This is a genomic window from Streptomyces sp. NPDC002580 (assembly GCF_042889485.1).
Classification (GTDB): domain Bacteria; phylum Actinomycetota; class Actinomycetes; order Streptomycetales; family Streptomycetaceae; genus Streptomyces.
Genome location: NZ_JBIAQZ010000008.1, coordinates 476,643 through 494,098, shown reverse-complemented (window position 1 = coordinate 494,098; position 17,456 = coordinate 476,643). Strand labels below are relative to the sequence as shown.

21 protein-coding genes and 1 pseudogene are annotated in these 17,456 nt (G+C 71.7%); 10 read left to right on the top strand and 12 right to left on the bottom strand.

Translation table 11 applies throughout. From position 1 onward, the window contains the following. The first annotated feature begins 3 nt into the window (after positions 1–3). Positions 4–519 carry a hypothetical protein gene (locus ACFYW7_RS26045; RefSeq protein ID WP_389506408.1) on the top strand — a complete coding sequence of 172 codons (516 nt, stop codon included), beginning with the start codon at positions 4–6 and terminating at the stop codon, positions 517–519. Between the two features lie 128 nt (positions 520–647). Beyond that, positions 648–1,484 (top strand): hypothetical protein, encoded by an 837-nt coding sequence (locus ACFYW7_RS26040; RefSeq protein ID WP_389506406.1) that lies wholly within the window; start codon positions 648–650, stop codon positions 1,482–1,484. A 44-nt stretch (positions 1,485–1,528) separates the two neighbouring features. Here the strand turns inward: ACFYW7_RS26040 and ACFYW7_RS26035 are convergent, their stop codons facing one another. After that, positions 1,529–2,071: a hypothetical protein gene (locus ACFYW7_RS26035; protein ID WP_389506404.1), complete on the bottom strand. Its 543-nt coding sequence runs from the start codon at positions 2,069–2,071 to the stop codon at positions 1,529–1,531. Between the two features lie 688 nt (positions 2,072–2,759). On the opposite strand from ACFYW7_RS26035, the gene ACFYW7_RS26030 reads away from it, so the two are divergent. Further along, the gene (locus tag ACFYW7_RS26030) at positions 2,760–3,410 is read left to right on the top strand and encodes a DUF4360 domain-containing protein (RefSeq protein ID WP_389506402.1); all 651 of its coding nucleotides are present in this window, start codon (positions 2,760–2,762) and stop codon (positions 3,408–3,410) included. Positions 3,411–3,497: 87 nt separating this feature from the next. On the opposite strand, the gene ACFYW7_RS26025 is transcribed toward ACFYW7_RS26030, so the two are convergent. Beyond that, entirely contained in the window at positions 3,498–3,704 is a 207-nt protein-coding gene (locus ACFYW7_RS26025; RefSeq protein WP_389506400.1) for a hypothetical protein, read from the bottom strand. 182 nt (positions 3,705–3,886) lie between these two features. Between ACFYW7_RS26025 and ACFYW7_RS26020 the strand changes: the two genes are divergently transcribed. Continuing rightward, a complete protein-coding gene (locus tag ACFYW7_RS26020) occupies positions 3,887–4,123 on the top strand; it encodes a chaplin (protein WP_389506398.1) in 237 nt (78 codons plus the stop codon). 513 nt (positions 4,124–4,636) lie between these two features. Here the strand turns inward: ACFYW7_RS26020 and ACFYW7_RS26015 are convergent. The 3 genes and pseudogenes from ACFYW7_RS26015 to ACFYW7_RS26005 form a co-directional block, all read right to left on the bottom strand. Beyond that, entirely contained in the window at positions 4,637–5,641 is a 1,005-nt protein-coding gene (locus ACFYW7_RS26015; protein WP_389506396.1) for an NADP-dependent oxidoreductase, read from the bottom strand. Positions 5,642–5,760: 119 nt separating this feature from the next. After that, a pseudogene (locus ACFYW7_RS26010) lies at positions 5,761–6,338 on the bottom strand (aldo/keto reductase). Between the two features lie 33 nt (positions 6,339–6,371). Beyond that, positions 6,372–7,064 carry an SDR family oxidoreductase gene (locus ACFYW7_RS26005; RefSeq protein WP_389506394.1) on the bottom strand — a complete coding sequence of 231 codons (693 nt, stop codon included), beginning with the start codon at positions 7,062–7,064 and terminating at the stop codon, positions 6,372–6,374. A 118-nt stretch (positions 7,065–7,182) separates the two neighbouring features. Here ACFYW7_RS26005 and ACFYW7_RS26000 point away from each other — a divergent pair, with 118 nt between their 5' ends. The 4 genes from ACFYW7_RS26000 (at position 7,183) to ACFYW7_RS25985 (ending at position 11,209) form a co-directional block, all read left to right on the top strand. Beyond that, entirely contained in the window at positions 7,183–7,743 is a 561-nt protein-coding gene (locus ACFYW7_RS26000) for a TetR/AcrR family transcriptional regulator (protein WP_389506392.1), read from the top strand. Positions 7,744–8,106: 363 nt separating this feature from the next. After that, positions 8,107–8,358, top strand: coding sequence for a hypothetical protein (locus ACFYW7_RS25995; RefSeq protein ID WP_389506389.1), 252 nt, complete (start codon positions 8,107–8,109; stop codon positions 8,356–8,358). Between the two features lie 11 nt (positions 8,359–8,369). Then, positions 8,370–9,569 (top strand): SPFH domain-containing protein, encoded by a 1,200-nt coding sequence (locus ACFYW7_RS25990; RefSeq protein WP_389506387.1) that lies wholly within the window; start codon positions 8,370–8,372, stop codon positions 9,567–9,569. 173 nt (positions 9,570–9,742) lie between these two features. Beyond that, positions 9,743–11,209, top strand: a complete 1,467-nt coding sequence (locus ACFYW7_RS25985; RefSeq protein ID WP_389506385.1) for an FAD-binding protein — start codon at positions 9,743–9,745, stop codon at positions 11,207–11,209. 107 nt (positions 11,210–11,316) lie between these two features. Here ACFYW7_RS25985 and ACFYW7_RS25980 read toward each other — a convergent pair whose 3' ends face one another. The 7 genes from ACFYW7_RS25980 to ACFYW7_RS25950 form a co-directional block, all read right to left on the bottom strand. After that, complete coding sequence (locus ACFYW7_RS25980) at positions 11,317–12,264, bottom strand: TauD/TfdA dioxygenase family protein (RefSeq protein WP_389506383.1); 948 nt, start codon at positions 12,262–12,264, stop codon at positions 11,317–11,319. 385 nt (positions 12,265–12,649) lie between these two features. Beyond that, positions 12,650–13,117 carry a peroxiredoxin gene (locus ACFYW7_RS25975; RefSeq protein WP_389506381.1) on the bottom strand — a complete coding sequence of 156 codons (468 nt, stop codon included), beginning with the start codon at positions 13,115–13,117 and terminating at the stop codon, positions 12,650–12,652. After that, a complete protein-coding gene (locus ACFYW7_RS25970; RefSeq protein WP_389506379.1) occupies positions 13,114–13,494 on the bottom strand; it encodes a MauE/DoxX family redox-associated membrane protein in 381 nt (126 codons plus the stop codon). Before ACFYW7_RS25970 ends, ACFYW7_RS25975 begins: the two co-directional genes overlap by 4 nt. Before the next feature lie 272 nt (positions 13,495–13,766). Further along, positions 13,767–14,225, bottom strand: a complete 459-nt coding sequence (locus ACFYW7_RS25965; RefSeq protein WP_389506377.1) for a hypothetical protein — start codon at positions 14,223–14,225, stop codon at positions 13,767–13,769. 154 nt (positions 14,226–14,379) lie between these two features. Beyond that, positions 14,380–14,673, bottom strand: coding sequence for a hypothetical protein (locus ACFYW7_RS25960; protein ID WP_389506375.1), 294 nt, complete (start codon positions 14,671–14,673; stop codon positions 14,380–14,382). Between the two features lie 101 nt (positions 14,674–14,774). Then, complete coding sequence (locus tag ACFYW7_RS25955) at positions 14,775–15,209, bottom strand: ATP-binding protein (protein WP_389506373.1); 435 nt, start codon at positions 15,207–15,209, stop codon at positions 14,775–14,777. A gap of 113 nt (positions 15,210–15,322) precedes the next feature. Further along, complete coding sequence (locus ACFYW7_RS25950) at positions 15,323–15,583, bottom strand: WhiB family transcriptional regulator (RefSeq protein WP_389506371.1); 261 nt, start codon at positions 15,581–15,583, stop codon at positions 15,323–15,325. A 266-nt stretch (positions 15,584–15,849) separates the two neighbouring features. Between ACFYW7_RS25950 and ACFYW7_RS25945 the strand changes: the two genes are divergently transcribed. Further along, positions 15,850–16,554, top strand: coding sequence for a GAF and ANTAR domain-containing protein (locus tag ACFYW7_RS25945; protein WP_389506369.1), 705 nt, complete (start codon positions 15,850–15,852; stop codon positions 16,552–16,554). A 442-nt stretch (positions 16,555–16,996) separates the two neighbouring features. Then, positions 16,997–17,407: an ATP-binding protein gene (locus ACFYW7_RS25940; protein WP_389506367.1), complete on the top strand. Its 411-nt coding sequence runs from the start codon at positions 16,997–16,999 to the stop codon at positions 17,405–17,407. The last annotated feature ends 49 nt before the right edge of the window (positions 17,408–17,456 follow it).

Below are 17,456 nucleotides of genomic sequence, written 5' to 3'. Positions count from 1 at the left end.
ACTGTGCGCGAGCCGAACGTGGTCGGGGACTGGCAGGAGTACGACGAGCAGGCCGGCCTGCGTGTCCGCGTCCATGGTGTGGAGAAGGCGGAGCCCCCCAGAGGGCGCGACGACGCCGCCGACGAACTCACCTACTTCAGATTCCGGGTGACCGTCGAGAATCGCGGCATCGAGCACTGCGGCCTCCACCTCGAGGACGGCCAGATCGACATCCGTGTCGGCGCCGACGGCGAGAGCGCCTTCCTCGACTGGCGGAACTCACAGTTCATCGAGGGTTTCGATCTCTATCCCCTGCGCCGGGCCACCGCGGTCCTCTTCGCCGCAGGTCCCGACGCCGCCCTGCGCCGGATGGACATCCAGGTCCAGCTGAAGGTCGACGAGGAGTGGACCGAGCGCTATCTCTGGGCGGGCGGTGTCGAGAACGACAGGGCCGTCGAGGCCGGCGCGCGCCCCGACGCGGCCCGGGACAGTCTGGCCTGCCAGGTGACCAACTTCCTCAGGCGCGAGGCGGAGTCCTGACCGCCCCGACCTGAGCGTCGCCGGGCGCGCTGTCTCCGTACCGCCCCGGCGTCCGTCCGCGACATCGGCCGAGGAGGCGCGAAGCGGTCGAACCCGGCTTTTCCGTCTCGGCGGGCTAAGGTCGGCGGGTGAGTCGAACCGAAGCGCGCTCCGAGGGCGCGGGGCCGTTCACGACCCGGCTGACCTGGCGCCTCATGGACGGGCGCACCGCGGTCTGGGAATCGCGTCTGGCCCGCAAACGCGGGTTGCTGACCGTCCGCGTCCCGGGTGAACCGGCGGCCCGTTCACGGCGCGCGGACACCGTGTCGATCGGCCGGCTGCGCCGGCTGAACGCCATCGCCGCGGCCGCGTTCACGGTCGGCGGCCTGCTGTTCGCCCTCGGGGCCGGTGTCGCCCAGTTCGGTTCGCACGGCGAGACGGGAGCCTGGATCTACTTCACGGGCGGCCTGTTCTTCAACACCGGCGGCTACGCCTCACTGCTCCAGGCGGTCAACGCCCCCCGCCGCGACAGCGAGTCCGACGCGCTCGCCGGTCGGCGCTGGCGGTGGTGGAGCTACGAGCCCGGCCGGATCGACTGGCTGAGTACGTTCGTGCTGTTCGTGGGAACGCTCGTGTTCGGCGTCAACCTGCTGGACTCGCTGCTCGAGGGACTCTCGGTCCAGCAGGTGGACCGGCTGATCTGGGCGCCGGACCTGGTCGGGTGCGTTCTGTTCCTGGTCTCCGGCCATCTGGCGCTGGTCGAGGTCTGCCACGGCCGTCCGCGTGTCCTCGCCGGTGATCTCGGCTGGTGGATCGTCGCGGTCAACCAGCTCGGATCCGTGTGTTTCTTCGTCTCGGCGGTGGCGGCCTTCACGCGCCCCGAGACCGGAGGTCTCGTGAACGTCGGCATCGCCAACTGGGGCACGCTCGTGGGGGCGCTGTGCTTCGCCGTCGGCGGTGTGATCCAGTTCTCCGAACGCCCCTGAGGGGGCCGGCCGACGCGGGGCGGGCGGGAATTCGACGACAGGGCCTAGCGGTCGCCCGCCGGGTTGCCCTCGACCCACTGGATGAGCAGTTGCCGTACGTACGGATTGCCCTCCTGGGCGGCGTGCGCCAGCCGCTCCGCGCTCGCCCGCGCCGCCCGCCAGCCCGTCGGGGTGTCCTCGGCGTGGGCGTGGTCCGCGGCGGAGAGCGCGTCGGCCGCGAGCAGGCGCAGTTCCTCGGAGAGGTCGTCGGCCGCGGCGGACCGGTACGCCTCCAGGCGCAGGGCCGCCAGATCCTCTGGGGAGGGGGCCGGCCGGGTCGGCGGCTGGGCGTAGCCGCTCACCGCTATGACCACGCAGAAGGTGGCGACGTCCCGGCGGCTCTCCGACTGGCCCTTGGCGATGGCGGGGGCGAGCCAGACGGGCGCCCGCCAGTGCGAGACGGCCGTGGCGACGGTGAGGACGACGGTCAGCAGGGCGAAGGGGATCCAGCCACCGAGGAACCAGCTGATCGGACCGAGCACCAGGAAGCAGACGGCACTGCTCATCCATATGCGACGGCGGCCGGTTTTCAGATGTCGTGGATCCATGCGCCTCAGTGTCGCAGGGGCGTCGGACCCGTGAGGAGGCGGCGGGTGATTCGGGTGGGCCATGAGCTGTCCGATCCGTCCGGGCACACCGGAATGCCCGCCTCGGAGCGTACGGAAACACGACATGGGCAGCGAAAGCGGGCACCACCGGCCCGGACCTGCCCCGGTGTGCGTCTTTTGGCCATGCCGTGGCGGTCGTGTGCCGGGAGGAGCGTGCGGGCGGCGTGGGGCGGCCGGGCCGGGGTCCGCCGGACGGGCCCCGCCTCAGGGGGCGGGTCGCCGGGTCCCGGCGCCCGTCAGGTGCGGTGGCGGAGGGTCCGCGTTGTGGCGGCCGGGTGCGGGCCGGGGCCCCCGCCCGCCGGCCTCGGGCGGGCGGGAGCGCGTCGTCCCGGGTCCCGTGGGCGCGGCGGAAGCTGTGAATGGCCTGTGTCGAATGGCCGGAGATGGCCCTGTCGGCCTCGACCCCGCGTACGTACGCTTTTGCCACTCCCGTTCTTCACGGCTCCTTCACAAGCGGGAGTGGGCTGCGCGTGGGCATTTGTCATGCGCATGTCCAAATAGGCCGAGCTCGATCCACGCACTGGTCTGCGACGGTTCCCGTCCGTTCTCGGGAGCCGCACCCCCCAATTCACGGCGGCGCGCCGCAGGGCTGCCGCCGGAACGCCGACGCAACGGATTGGAACACCTCATGGCTGGTGGGCTGCTTCTGGGTGGCGCGATCGCCGCCCTGTTCGCCACAGCGCTTCCCCTGTCGGACCCGTCCTCCGGGTTCATCGACCCGCCCCCGGACAAGATCGTCATCAAGGTCGCCACGGTGAACGGCTCCGGCTGTCCCGCGGGCACCGCCGCGGTCGCCGTCTCCCCGGACAACACCGCCTTCACCGTGACCTACAGCAACTACCTCGCGCAGGTCGGCGGCAACTCCGACCCCACCGCGTTCCGCAAGAACTGTCAGCTCAACCTGCTCGTGCATGTCCCGCAGGGCTTCACGTACGCCATCGCCAGCGCGGACTACCGCGGCTTCGCCTCGCTCCAGCAGGGCGCCAGCAGCACGGAGAAGGCCTCGTACTACTTCCAGGGGTCCCCCAACACGGCTTCCCTGACCCACCCCTTCCGCGGCCCCTACGACGACAACTGGCAGGCCACGGACACGACGGACTGGGCCCAACTGGTCTGGGCCCCCTGCGGTGTCCAGCGCAACTTCAACATCAACACCGAACTCCGGGTCAGCGCGGGCACCTCGGCGCCCGGCAGTACGAGCTTCATGACCATGGACTCGACGGACGGTGACATCAGCACCGTCTACCACCTGGCCTGGAAGGAGTGCCCCGGCACCTGACCCGCCCGCTCCGTGAGCGGGTTCCCGGTCGGCTCCGCCGCATCGGAGCCGGCCGGGCCCGCGGTGCCGTCATTCCGCCGGGAGGTTTCAGGGCAGCAGCTTGTCGACCGCGGCGGAGCCCTCCTGCTGGAGCTTCCGCTCGGCCCAGGCGAGGTTCTGCGGACTGATGTCGCGGCCTGCCGCGAGTACCAGGTCCTCGGCCGTCACCGGGCCTTCGGTCCCGGTGTGCAGGAGCGTATCGGGGGTCACCCTGTCGTCGGAGGGCGTGGACGCGTCGGGCTGGCTCGTTGGCATGGTCTCTCCCTGTTCCACCGGATCTGTTCTCACGCTACGGGCATTCCGTACACCCCGCGCGCGACGCACTCGGGTGTCTTCGCGACCGGCGAACCCCCGTTCGGCTGTCCCTGGATGTCGACGCGCGCCGACTGAGGTGATGGTGGAGGAACTCGCATCCCCGCGAATGAACGGAGCCTGTAATGCGTATTCGTCTGATGGCCGCCGCCGGACTCGCCAGCGTGGCCCTGCTGGCCACCGCCGGGACCGCTGCCGCCGACGGCCCCAACCCGGTGGGCGTCGCGGTGGGCAGCCCCGGAGTCCTGTCCGGCAACGTCATTCAGATCCCCATCGACGTCGGCCTGAACGTCTGCGGCAACTCGATCAACGTGCTGGGTTTCCTGAACCCGACGATCGGAAACGTCTGCGTGAACGACTGAGGCCAGTGGTCCGCCGGGCAGGGGCTGTCCTGCCCGGCGGACGCGCGTCCGGGCCCGGTGGATCACCGGGCCCGTTCGTGTGAGCGGATCCGCCGCGCCGGGACCGGTCGGCGTCCGTCGGACGCCAGGACGATGCCCCGCGTCCATGGATTGGTCTGTGCATGATCGTCGTGGCGGGTGAGACTGCGCGCCGATAAGTCCCCCTGGAGGAGCAGGCCTCGGGGCCTGAGGAGCATCGGTGTCAGATCGTGCGCCGAGCCTCCGCCGGCCCTGGTGGGCCGCCGGGTCGAGCCCTTCGAGTGTGGACTCACGGATGTTCTCCCGCTCGGTCTGCGCCACCGCGGCGAAGAAGGCGAGCAGCGGCTTGCCGGGGCCGGTGGGGCGTGGACGCCGGGCTGGGGCAGCTGGACGATGCGCTCGTGGCCGGGTCCTGGTGTGCGGCAGGGGACGGGGGCGTGGGGGGCTTCTCGTCGTGACGGGTCGCCTCGGCGTCCGGCTGGGCCGTGCCCGCGCTCACATCATGGAGACGACGACTTTCCCAGCCTTCGCGCGTCCCTTTTCGACGTACTCCATGGCCTGGAGGGTTTCGTCGAACGGGAAGACGCGGTCGACGACGGGACGGACCTTTCCGGCGTCGATGAGGGGGGTGAGTTCGCGCAGCTGGTCGCCGCTGGCCTTCATGAACAGGAACGAGTACGTCACACCGTGGCGCCTGGCGTTGCGCCGGATTCTGAAGCTGAGGGCGGTCACGGCCAGGCGGAGGAACGGGTTCGCGCCCAGTTCGCGGGCGAAGGCCGGGTCGGGCGGGCCCGCGACGCTGATGACCATGCCGCCGGGCTTGAGAACGCGCAGGGACTTGGCGAGGTTCTCGCCGCCGAGGCTGTCGAGGACGACGTCGTAGCCGTCGAGGACCTCTTCGAAGTCCTGGGTGCGGTAGTCGACAACGACGTCCGCACCCAGGTCCCTGGCCAAGTCGACCTTGGCGGTACTCACGGTGGTGGCCACCTGCGCGCCCAGCGCCTTCGCCAACTGGACGGCGATGGAGCCGAGGCCGCCGGCGCCCGCGTGGATGAGGACCTTCCGGCCCGGCTGTACGTGGGCCCGCTCGACCAGTGCCTGCCATGCGGTGAGGGCGACCAGGGGGAGGGAGGCGGCCTCGGCCATGGTGAGCGTGGCCGGTTTGGGGGCCAGGTCGTCCTGGCGGACGGCGATGAGTTCGGCGAAGGTACCGATGCGGTCCTTGTCGGGCCGGGCGTATACCTCGTCGCCCACCGAGAAGCGGGTGACGGACGGGCCGACCTGGACGACCGTTCCCGCCAGGTCGTTGCCCAGAACAAGCGGGAGACGGTAGGGCATGAAGGCCTTGAAGTCTCCGTCGCGGATCCTGAGGTCCAGCGGGTTGACGCCCGCCGCGTGGATCTTGACCAGGACGTCGTCGGCACCCACCTGGGGGTTGGGGGTTTCGGCGGCACGCATCCCGGCCTGGTCGCCGTACTTCTCGACCATGAAAGCCTTCATCGTCGTCTCCGTTCCGTTTCCCGTCCCTGGAAGGTCCGGGTCTCCGCTCGCCCCGGGCTTCTCCCCGTGCGAATCAGCTTGTGTCGTCTTTCTGGGTGCGGCGCGGGTGCGCCGCGTCCTCAGCCGCGTGCACCCGTCAGGCCACCGGCACGACTGGGGGCGGTGGCGTGGTCGGCGGTGCCTCCCTGGAGGCGGTCCAGGGAGGCGGCGATCCCCTCGTGGGGTACGCCGAGCGGCACCGCGCTCACCCCGGCCGGGCGGGTGTACTGCTCGTCGGTCGGCTGGATGTCGAGGGCGCCGGGGTGGCGGTCGAGCTGGGAGAGGTTGCGCGGGCCGATGATCGGGAAAATCGTGGCCACGGAACGGGCGGCGCGCTCGCGCACCCACGCCACCGCCACCTGGGCGGGCGTCACTCCGGTCTCCTCGGCGATCTCCAGGACGGTGTCGACGACGGCGGTCTTCTGGTCGGTGCTCTCGGTGTGGATGACCATGCCCAGGTCGCTCGGGCGCCCCCGGCGGAGCTGCGGTGTCTGCCGGTGAGCAGTCCGCCGCCGAGCGGGGACCACAGGGCTGCGCCGAGCCCGAGGCTCTCGGCCAGGGGCAGGAGTTCGCGACCGGCGGTGCGTTCGACGAGGCTGTACTCGTGCTGGATGCCCACGATCGGGGTCGTGCCGACTCCGAAGGCCGGGCGCCTCATTGCGGGGCCACCAAGAAGGTCCTGGGGTGAGCGTCAGTCTGCGTTCGGCTGGGGTGCCGCGGACAGGCTCTGCTTGACGTACCGGCTGACCTCGTCCGCGAGGATCTCGGGCAGGCCGGTCCCGATGCCCTGCAGGGCCTGGGCCGCGACGTCGGCGGCAGCGACCTTCTGATCGGCGGGCACGCCGGCGGCCATGTCGGTGTCCATGTAGCCGACGTGCAGCGCCGAGACGGTGATCCCGCGCGGTGCCAATTCCTCACGGGTCGCGTCGCTCAACGCCCAGGCGGCGGCCTTGGACGCGGCGTAGGAGCCGAGGCCGGCCGGGTGGAACCAGGACAGGGCGGACAGGACGTTGAGTACGGCGCCGCCGCCGTTGCCCTCGATCACGGGGGCGAAGGCGCGGGTCACGGCGAGCGGGCCGAAGAAGTTGGTCTCCATCTCCCGGCGTACCTCGGCCAGGTCGCCTCCGATCAGCGCCGCGCCGGTGGAGATGCCCGCGTTGTTGATCAGCAGTGTCGCGTCGGATGCCACGCGGGCGGCCTCCTGCACCGACGTCTCGTCCGTGACGTCCAGCCGCAGCGGGATGACGCCCGGCACGTCGACCGTCTCGGGGCGCCGGGCCGCCGCGTACACCTTCGCGCCACGATCGACGAGCTGGGCGGCCAGATGCCGTCCGAGCCCCCGGTTGGCGCCGGTTACCACCGCGACCGCGTCCTTCAGTTCCATGCCCACTCCCAGCGTTACGGCCGTCGGCGAGCGGCCGGCGGCACCAAATTAGATTACATGCATAATCTAAGCACCGGTCTAGGATAGATGCCAGTCGACATCCGATCGGGAGGTGGCCATGGGCCGCGCATCACAGGCGCAGGCGGAGGAGAACCGCCGGCGGGTCGTGGAAACCGCGTCTCGTCTGTTCCGGGAACATGGGACTCACGCCAGCGTCGCCGACATCATGAAGGCGGCCGGACTGACCCACGGCGGCTTCTACAAGCAGTTCCCCTCCAAAGAGGCACTCATCGACGAAGCCACCGCCCACGCCTTCGACGAACTCGGCCGGCACCACAAGGACGGACTCGAGCAGCACAGCGGACAGCGCGCCGCCGCCCAGGGGGCACTGATCGACGCCTACCTCTCCCCTGAGCACCGCGACAGCCCGGCGGACGGGTGCCCTGTCGCCGCGCTCGTCACCGACATGGCGCGCGAGGGCGAAGGCCAGGAAGCCCGCCGGATCTACACCGAAGGCGTGGGCGACTTCGCCGAGTGGCTCACCACTGAGGACCAGGACGGCATCACCCGGCTGTGCACCATGCTCGGCGCACTCGTCCTGGCCCGGGCCACCAACGGCTCCCCGCTCTCCGAGGAGATCCTCACCACCGCGCGCGCGGCACTGACGGCATCCGGCTGAGTCGCCGCCGCGTGGCCGACAGCGCAGCCGGCCTCCCCGGGCCGCCCCGCCCGACCGGCCGGCGCGGCAACGCACCCCACCGGATCCAGCCTTCCGGGCGACGTCGGAGGTGCCGGCTTTTTCGAGGCGGAGGGGATCGACTGAGACCGGCGCACCGGCACCCCGCGTGATCGTCGTGTCCCCGGGCTTCTGTGTGCTGACCGACAGCAAGACCTATCGCTTCGACAGGAGTTGAGCCCACACTCGTGTCGGGCCCGGCACGTGCCCGTCGGGCGGTCCCGGATCGCCGGGGGTCGTCCGTGCCCCGCGGGGGGACAGGTCTAAGGTCAGAGGCAGATTCAGAGTGATGGGGGGTGGCCGGCTGTGGTGCAGGACGAAGCCGTGATCGGCTGCACGGGGGAACTGCTCATCGGCACCCGGGGATCCGCCGGTCCCGGCGAGATCCTGGTGCGAGTGAGAGGCGGATCCGAGACCTTCCTCGCCTGGTCTCGGGAGCCCCTGCGGACAGGGGCGACCGTGCTGGTGATCGAGTCCCGGGGATGTCGTGAGGTCGACGTCATCGAGTGGGCCGATCCGTTGGACGCGCTCGACGGCGACGCCGTCGGCGCAGGTTGAGGAGGAGAAGTATGTTCGGTTATCGCGTGCCCGCTCCGGACGAGGCGATGTTGATCTCGGGCGGCAGGCGGGGGCTGGGGGGCGCGCCGTTCCGGGTGGTGACGGGGCACGGCAAGTTCGTGCTGCCGATCTTCCGCAAGACCCGCTTCCTGACGCTGTCGATGTGCGAGTCCGAGGTCACCGAGACCTGCGTCACCAAGCAGGGCATCTCGCTGCACGTCCGCGCCGTGATCGCGTTCAAGGTCGGCAACGACACCGAGAGCATCGTCAACGCGGGACAGCGGTTCCTGTCCGACCAGGACCAGATGTCGATCCTGACGGGCCGGATCTTCGCGGGCCACCTGCGCTCCATCATCGGCTCGATGACGGTCGAGGAGATCGTCACCGAGCGGCAGAAGCTCGCCGCCGAGGTCCTCGACACCTCCAAGCTGGAGATGGCGAAGATCGGCCTGATCGTCGACTCGCTCCAGATCCAGTCGATCGACGACGGCGACACCGGCTACATCGACGCGATGTCCGCGCCGCACAAGGCGGCCATCCAGCGGCAGGCGCAGATCGCCCAGGCGCAGGCCACGCAGGCCTCCGTCGAGGCGGAGCAGGTCGCGGCGCGCAACCAGGCCGAGTACGCCCGGCAGACCGCGATCGTGAAGGCGCAGTACTCGGCCGAGGTGGACCGGGCGCAGGCGGAGGCGGCTCAGGCCGGTCCGCTCGCCCAGGCCCACGCCCAGCAGGAGGTCCTCGCGGCGCAGACCGAACTCGCTGAGCGGGCAGCCCAGTTGCGCCAGCAGCAGCTGGTCGCCGAGATCGTCAGGCCGGCCGAGGCGGAGGCCGAGCGGATCAAGGTGCTCGCCATCGCGGACGCCGAGCGCATGAAGATCCAGGCCGAGGCGGCGGCGTCGCACGACCGGGTCGCGCTCGACCGGATGCTGATCGACCAGCTTCCGCTGATCGTCAAGGAGGCGGCGGGCGGTCTCGCGGGCGCGAACGTCAACGTCCTCAACGGCGCCGACGGCCTCGGCGAGATAGCGGCCGGCCTGGTCGCCCAGGGCCTGACGATCCTCGACTCGGTCCGCCAGAACCTGGGCGGACAGAACTCCGAGAACCGTGCTCCCAAGGCGAACGCCCCGCTCGAACTCCAGGGGTACAGCCGTACGCAGGACACGAGCGTCGACGGGGACGACACGGAGGACGGCTCGGCGCGGGCCAACTGAACCGGGACCACCGTCCGTCGCGTCCGCCGTCCCTCCGGGGCGGCGGACGCGGCCGTTCCCGCCCGAGATCGGAGCCCGTGGGCCCCCGTTCGTATCAATCGACTCCTGCGTCACCCAAGTCCCTTACACTCGGCGCAAGTTGATCGTTTGACGGCCGCCCCCAGGAGGAGCGCATGCCCCGGACACCCTCGCGACGTACCGCATTACAGGGACTCGCCGCCGCGGGCGCCGCGGTCGTCGGGTTCGATCCCTTCTCCCGGAGCTGGGCGGCCACCGCCACCGGCCGGCCGCTCGCGGGCCTCCCGGCGCTGGACGGGCGGGTGCACACCGACGACGCCTCGCTCACCGCGGACGCCGACGACTTCGGCCACATCGTCCACCGGCGTCCGGTCGCCGTACTGCGACCGGGTTCGGTCCGCGACATCGTCGCGATGGTCCGCTTCTGCGGCGAGCACGGCATCTCCGTCGCCCCGCGCGGCCAGGGCCACGCCACCCAGGGGCAGGCACAGGTCGACGGCGGTCTCGTCATCGAGACCACACCGCTCGCGTCCATCGGCCCGGTCGGACCGCGGAGCACGACGGTCACCGTCGGCGCGGGCGCCCGATGGAGCGAGGTCGCCAAGGCCACCCTGGCCCACGGCCTCACCCCGCCCACCTTCACCGACTACCTCGAACTCTCCGTCGGCGGCACCCTGTCGGTCGGTGGCATCGGCGGCCAGACCCACCAGCGGGGCGCCCAGGTCGACAACGTGACGGAACTCCAGGTCGTCACCGGCGCGGGCGACCTCGTCCGCTGCTCCCCGACCCGCCACCGCGACCTGTTCCACGCCGTGCTCGCCGGCCTCGGCCAGTGCGCGATCATCGTCGGCGCCACCCTGCGCCTGGTCCCCGCGCCCGGGACCGTACGCCACTACCTCCTGCCGTACGACGACCTGCGCACGTTCCTGGAGGACCAGCGACTGCTCGTCGAGGAGGGCCGTTTCGACTACGTCGAGGGCCAGGTGACCGCCGACACCGCGGGGGCCTTCAGCGGCTACGTCCTCGAAGCCGTCGCCTACGGGCCGCCCGCCGGGCCCGCCCCCGACGACACCGCGCTGCTGCGCGGGCTGCGGCACGACCCCGCGGGAGTGCAGGCGAGCGACCTCGGCTACTACGACTTCCTCGACCGGCTCGCGGCCGGGGTCGCCGCCCTCAAGGAAGCGGGCCTGTGGGCCTTCGCCCACCCCTGGCTGAACCTGCTGCTGCCGGGCCGTTCGGCGGCGGCGCTGGCCGAGTCCCTGCTGGCCGACCTCACCCCGGCCGACGTCGGACCCGGCGTCGTCCTCCTGTACCCGGTGCTGAGCGAGAACCTGCACGCCCCGCTGCTGCGGACTCCCGACGACCCGGTGTCCTACCTGCTGGCGGTCCTGCGCACCACCCCGCCCGACGACACCGCCACCGTCGACCGTCTCCTCGCCGCCAACCGCGCCGCCTACGACACCGTCCACGCGGCCGGCGGCACCCACTACCCGGTCGGCTCGGTCCCCTTCACCGCGGCGGACTGGCGCGAGCACTTCGGCCCGGCCTGGCGCCGGCTGGCCACGGCCCGGCACACCTACGACCCGCGAGGAATCCTGGTCCCGGGCCAAGGTGTTTTCTAGGTCCTGTCAGCACGTTCCCGTCGTCGTCGGAGAGCGGGGCAGGCGGGAACGTGACGACAGGGCCGAGGACCGGTTCGCGGCCCCCGCTCCTGTCGTGCGGCCCGGGCTCACCAGAGCCCGGGCTCGCTGCCCACGATCGGCGCCGACGGCTTCCCGTCCACCCCTTCGGGGACCTCGCCGGCCAGCATCACCCGGTGCATGACCCGGGGGTGGTCGACATGGACGGTGTCGCTCGGTGCGAGGTGGATGGTGGCCCGGTTGTCCCAGAAGGCCACGCTGCCCGGCTCCCACCGGAAGCGGACCGTGTACTCGGGCCGGGTCGCCTGCTCCAGCAGCAGGTCCAGGAGCGCCCGGCTCTCCGGCCGGGACACGCCGAGGATCTGCTCGACGTAGTAGCCGTTGACGAACAGCACCCGCTCGCCCGTCTCCGGATGCACCCGCACCAAGGGGTGGTCCGTGGCGATCTGGCGGTCCAGCAGGTGACGGACGTACGCGTCGTCGCCCGGCCGCGCCTGGTACCCGACCCCCAGCCGGTGCTCGGCGCGCAGTCCGTCGACGAAGGCCCGCACCGGAGCCGACAGGCCCGCGTAGGCGACCGCCAGGTTCGACCAGGTCGTGTCGCCTCCGTACGGGGGCACGGACTCCGCGCGCAGGACGGTCGCCGCCGGAGGATCGACCCTCGCCCCGTGGTCGCAGTGCCACCCGCGCGACAGCGAGTGGCGGCGCCGGCGCAGCCACTCCTCGTGGTCCATGCCGTAACGCCCGCCCAGTTCGAGCCGGTCGGCCGTGGTCTCGACCTCGGGGAAGTCCGCGGGTGAGGCGCCGCCGCGCCTCCGGAGCCGGACCGGTTCGCCGAACCGGCGCGCGAAGGCGACATGCGAGGCGTGATCGAGCCGCTGACCGCGGAAGAACACCACCTTCCAGCGCAGCACCGCCGCCCGGATCGCGGCGACGACCTCGTCGGACAGTTCCTCCGCCAGGTCGACGCCCGTGATCTCGGCACCGATGTGTCCGGCCGCCGGCTTCACTTCGAGACAGGGGACCTGCTCCGTCATGGGGGCTCCGTTGATCGTGCTGTCGGCTCGTCGGGTCCAGCATGACCGCCGCGCCCGGCACCCGACAGGACGCCTCGGGGCCGGGGGCCGGTGCCGGGCGCCGTGCGGAACCGGCGCCCGCGCGACCCGCCGCGGGACTCGCCCGAGGAGGGGTGTCCCCGAGGAGGGGTGTCGGCTCGCGCGCGAGGGCGTACGCCGCGCACGGGAGGCTCGGCGTACGCACGGGGTGTGTCCGGTGTCGCGCACTTCGCCCGCCGCACTCCCTGTTCCGGGGCACGGCCGGTGCCCAGAATGAGACGGTGTGAACGGGTCCCGCCCTCCATCCGCATAGGGGTGGGACCCGTTCGCCACGACACGGTTCCGGGTCACGGCGCCGTGGACGTCCTCAGTCCCGGTGCGCGCGCAGGGCGGCGAGCGCCCGGTCGGCGTGCGCGCTCATGCGCAGCTCGCTGCGGACCACCTCCAGGACGGTGCGGTCCTGTGCGATGACGAACGTGACCCGCTTCGTCGGTGCCAGCGAGAAGCCGCGCTTCACCCCGAACCGCTCCCGCACGGTGCCGTCGGGGTCGGAGAGCAGCGGGAAGCCGAGCGAGTGGCGCTCGGCGAACTCCAGCTGCCGGTCGACCGCGTCACCGCTGATCCCGACCGGCCGCGCGCCGGCGGCGGTGAACTCGGTGGCCAGATCACGGAAATGGCAGGCCTCGGCGGTGCAGCCACCGGTCAGGGCGGCGGGATAGAAGAACAGCACCACCGGTCCCTCGGCCAGCAGCTCGGACAGGGTCCTGACGGCCCCGGTCTCGTCCGGCAGCGTGAAGTCCTCGACCTCGTCGCCCACGTTCGGTACGGATGTCATGACCGTCCCTCCCCGGACCGCGCGATTCCGCGGGCCCACAGCACGAGCGGCACCTGGAGCGGGAGCCGCGCCAGCGCGGCCGCCTTGAGGGGCGTGGGCCGGTTCCGCCAGTCCACGGCCATCTGGACGTTGGCGGGGAAGACGCCGACGAAGAACGCGGCGGTGGCCTTGGCCGCGATCCGGCGCGTGCGGGGGAGCGCCACCCCGGCCGCGAGGGCGAGTTCGGCGACACCGCTCGCGTACGTCCAGGTCCGGGGTGTGCCGGGCAGAGCGCGCGGGATGGTGGCGTCGAACCGCCGTGGTGCGGCGAAGTGGGCGACGCCCGCGGTGGCCAAGAGGCCTGCGAGCAACAGGGGTGAGCGTTCGGACCGTGGCACGGTTCCTCCTCGGGGGGCCTGTCGCCGGATATTACTGGAGGGTAAGTGCCTGTGGGTCGGGTGGGACGGATCGTTCGTGGGCTGTCCGCCGATAGGCGCGCGAGCCCCCGCAGGACCGAACGCCCGTACCGGGAGAAGGACGGCGTCCCGCCGGACCGGGATCCGGGGGACGGTGGTCGTCGCGCGGACGACGGGACGCGGTGCGACGCCGGGGGCGGGCCCGGCCCCCGCCGGAGGTCCGGGGAGGGCCTCCCGCGGCAGGGGGCAGGCCGTCAGGCCGTCAGGGCGTGTCGGTACGCCCGCGAACCCACCGATGCGCCCGGGCCGGTCGACGGGTGCGGAACCGTCGGCGTCCTCGGGCCGGTCACGGTCGGGGCGCTCGGGACGGTCGACGTCCGCGGGCCCGCCGCGGCGGTCCGCGCCGTGGCCTCGACCGGGTACATGGTCTTCCCGGGGTCGACCAGGGGCGCGCCGAGCGCGATCCGGCCCGCCGCGTGCAGCGCGTCGCACTCGCCGGTGGGCAACGCCACGTAACAGCCGCCACGCCCGGTCGAGGCGTCCAGGGGAAGCCAATAGCCGTACCGCCGACGGCCGTTCGCGTGCACGATGAGGCGGACGGGGAACCGCCGCTGCGTGATCAGACGCAGCACCTCGGCGCCTTCGGGACCGAGCGGGGTGTTCGCGCGGGGCAGGGGCCGCAGCATGGTCACCGGCCTCCGATCGGTGCGCACGGCATGACACGGTCGTGCGAGGTCGGCGTCATGTGCATGCGGCCTTTCGAAGACGGACGGATCACGCGTCGCCGGAGCGACGACATTCGGACTGATCGACATTGTTCCGCAGTGCACTGACAATGTGGGCGGAAAATGTTCGACAGCGTCGCGGCTATGTACGCTCGTGACGGTTCCGGACGGACAACTGACCTTGGACGAAGGGGTCCGTGGCGGGGTCGTACGCCCCCGCGTGGTCGGCCAGGGTGTCGGTGATCCGTTCCCATTCCGCCGCCTCCGTCCACGCGTCGGGCGCCTGCTGCCCGGTGGCCGACGCACTGTCCTCGGCCGCCTTCCGCGCGTCGGCGAGGGCGGCCTTCGCCTCGTGATGGTTCATTCCGGTGGCGGCGCGGCGCACCCGGTCCCAGACCGCGTGCTCCCGCTCGGACGGTTCCTGCTCGGGGCTCAAGGCGTCACCTCGTGTCGCGCGACCGGACTGTTCCCTCACCCGGCCCGTGTGCCCACTTCGGGCCGACCGACACCTGCCCAGGGGGCACCGGTTCCGGCCCGTCACCAGGGAAGGAAGGCGTGGACGTCCTTGCCGTCCGGCCGCACGACCACGCTCACCTGGTCGCTGAGCGCGTGGACGAGATGCCAGCCGATGCCGCCCCCGCCCTTGGAGGGACGGAAGCGGCGCGGCGTGGGCGGGGTGGTGCTGGTGTCGCGCAGCGTGACGTGCACGCCGTCGAAGGTCGGACGCATCCGCAGTTCGAAGGGGCCGGGAGCGTACTGGATCGTGTTCGCGGCCAGCTCGGTGACCACCAGCAGGATGTCGTCCCAGTGCTCGGCCGCCGACGGCGGTGCCGTCCGCGCGAGGGCGCGCAGGTAGCCGTCGGCGGCCAGCCGCGCGTCGGTCACGTTGCGCAGTTGTCCGCCGAACGCGCTGACGAGGGTCCCGAATCCGTCGTAGGACGAATTCCTGTTCCGCCTCGGATCGATTTCCATCGTGCCCTTCGTTCGGATCTCGTCGGCGCCGTGCCCGTGTCGCGCCGCGACCGGACAGATCCTGGGACCGGGCCCCGCACGGGGCGAGGTCATGGCGGTCCCCGCCGCTCCGTCTACGCCGAGGTGTCCGGAGAGCGCAGACGGGAGCGCCGTCGTGCCAGGGCACGCCGTTCCGTCTCGCTCGTACCACCCCACACACCGATGCTCTGACCCGTGTCCAGGGCCCAGTCCAGACAGGCGTCGCGGACCGGGCAGCCGCCGCAGACGACCTTCGCCTCCTGGATCTGCAGGACGGCGGGTCCGGTGTTGCCGATGGGGAAGAACAGGTCGGGGTCCACGGTGCGGCAAGCCGCGGAATCGCGCCAGTTGTCCATGAGAGCCTCCTGCGATCGTGTCGAAACGCGTTCTTCGGGATTCGGTCCCCTCCCGGGTCACCCTTGATCTGCCGGATGAAACGGGCCGGGCATGCAAAGATCCCGTGGACGAGGGACCCGCCGCAGCGGTGAGGGCCCGGGTTGGCGGGAACGCGCCGCCGCCCGCCGGACCGCCGTCACCCGATCGGGGCGCCGGTCGGGTCGGGGTGGCAAGATGGAATCCCAGGTGGACGCAGGTCGCGTTTCGACGAACGAACGGGTGGCCCATGGCGCAGGTGTCCGGCGAGGTCTGGGAGAAGTTCGCCGTCGCCTTGGCGGACATGGCACGGGATCTGCTGGCACAGGACTCGGTGCAGGCGACCCTGGACCGGATCGTGGAACACGCGACGGTGCTGATCAACGGATGTGACGAGGGCGGCATCCTCACGGTCCGCCGGGGCGAGGTCAGCGCGCTGGCCGCGACCGGCGACGTCGTGCGCAGGGCGGACCGCATCCAGCAGGATCTGCAGGAGGGGCCCTGCTTCGACGCGGTGAAGGACCGGCGGCAGCTGTACGCCATCGAGGACCTGCGTCAGCCGCACGAGCGGTGGTCCCGCTTCGCCCCCGAGCTGAGGAAGCTGGGGATGGGCAGCATGATGGGTTTCCTGCTCTTCACCGACGACGACGAGCTCGGTGCCCTCAACCTGTACTCGCACCGCCCGAACATGTTCGACGAGATGGCCCAGCGCGCCGGGTGGATCCTCGCCTCGCACGCGGCCGTCGCCTTCTCGGCCGCCCGCACCCACCAGCAGCTCGGCCACGCCCTGGAGACCCGCCACGAGATCGGTGAGGCGATGGGCATCCTCATGGAACGCCACGGCCTCAGCGAGCAGAACGCCTTCGCCGTGCTGAAGAAGGCCTCCCAGGACCACAACATCAAACTGCGGGAGGTCGCCCGCAAGGTCTGCGAGACCGGCGAGCGGCCCACCTGACCCCGCCCCTCTGGAGGAGCGGGCGCGGCGTCGTGGGACGGGCGGGTGACGCCGGTGCCTGGGAACGCGGTGGTGGGGTGGTGACCCCCTCGGGACCTGACGGCCGGGGTCACCACCCCTCCGCTCGACCGTGCCGGCCTCGGGGTCGCCCGGCCCCTCCGACCGCCGCGGGAGCGATGTCGCCGGCACCCGTGGGTGTTCGCGACGTGTGCCCTCGTGCCCCCGATCCGCCGCGGCAGTCCCCCGGTCACAGAGGACACCGGCACCGTCCGGCCCGGTGACCGGACCGGGCACCTGTGACCGCGGTGTGAAGGCGGGGGATTCCGTGACATGGGCTCCGGAGGTCCGGGAAGAAAGGGGAGAAGCCCGCTCGACACGCCGGACGGACACGGAGTGCCGCTACACGGTGTACGGGCGGAAGCAACGCAAGGGAGTTGAAGGGATGACCACTGTAGAACCGTCCTGTGAACTCGGCCCCGTCCCGGGGGCCAGGCTGGAGAGAAGTCCTCAGGCCGCTGTCCAGGCCCGCCGGATGGCCAGGGCGTTTCTCGGCGGACTGCCCCGCCCGGTGCCCCGCGAGGCCTCCGAAGCCGTCACCCTCGTGGTCTCGGAGCTGGTGACCAACGTGGTGCGGCACGCGCACGGCCGGCTGTGCAGTCTGGATCTGCGGGACGTGGGCCACGGGGTGGGGATCTCCGTCACCGACGACGATCCCGAGCCGCCGCGTCCTCGCCGCCTGGACCTGACCGGACAGGGCGGCTTCGGCTGGCCGTTGGTACGGCGGCTGTCCTCCGAACTGACCGTGCTGCCCCGCCCCGACGGCAAGACCGTCCGGGCCGTCGTGAGCTTCTGACGATCCAGAGGTACGAGCGGGATCCGCGAGCAGGTCGGGACCGCTTGCC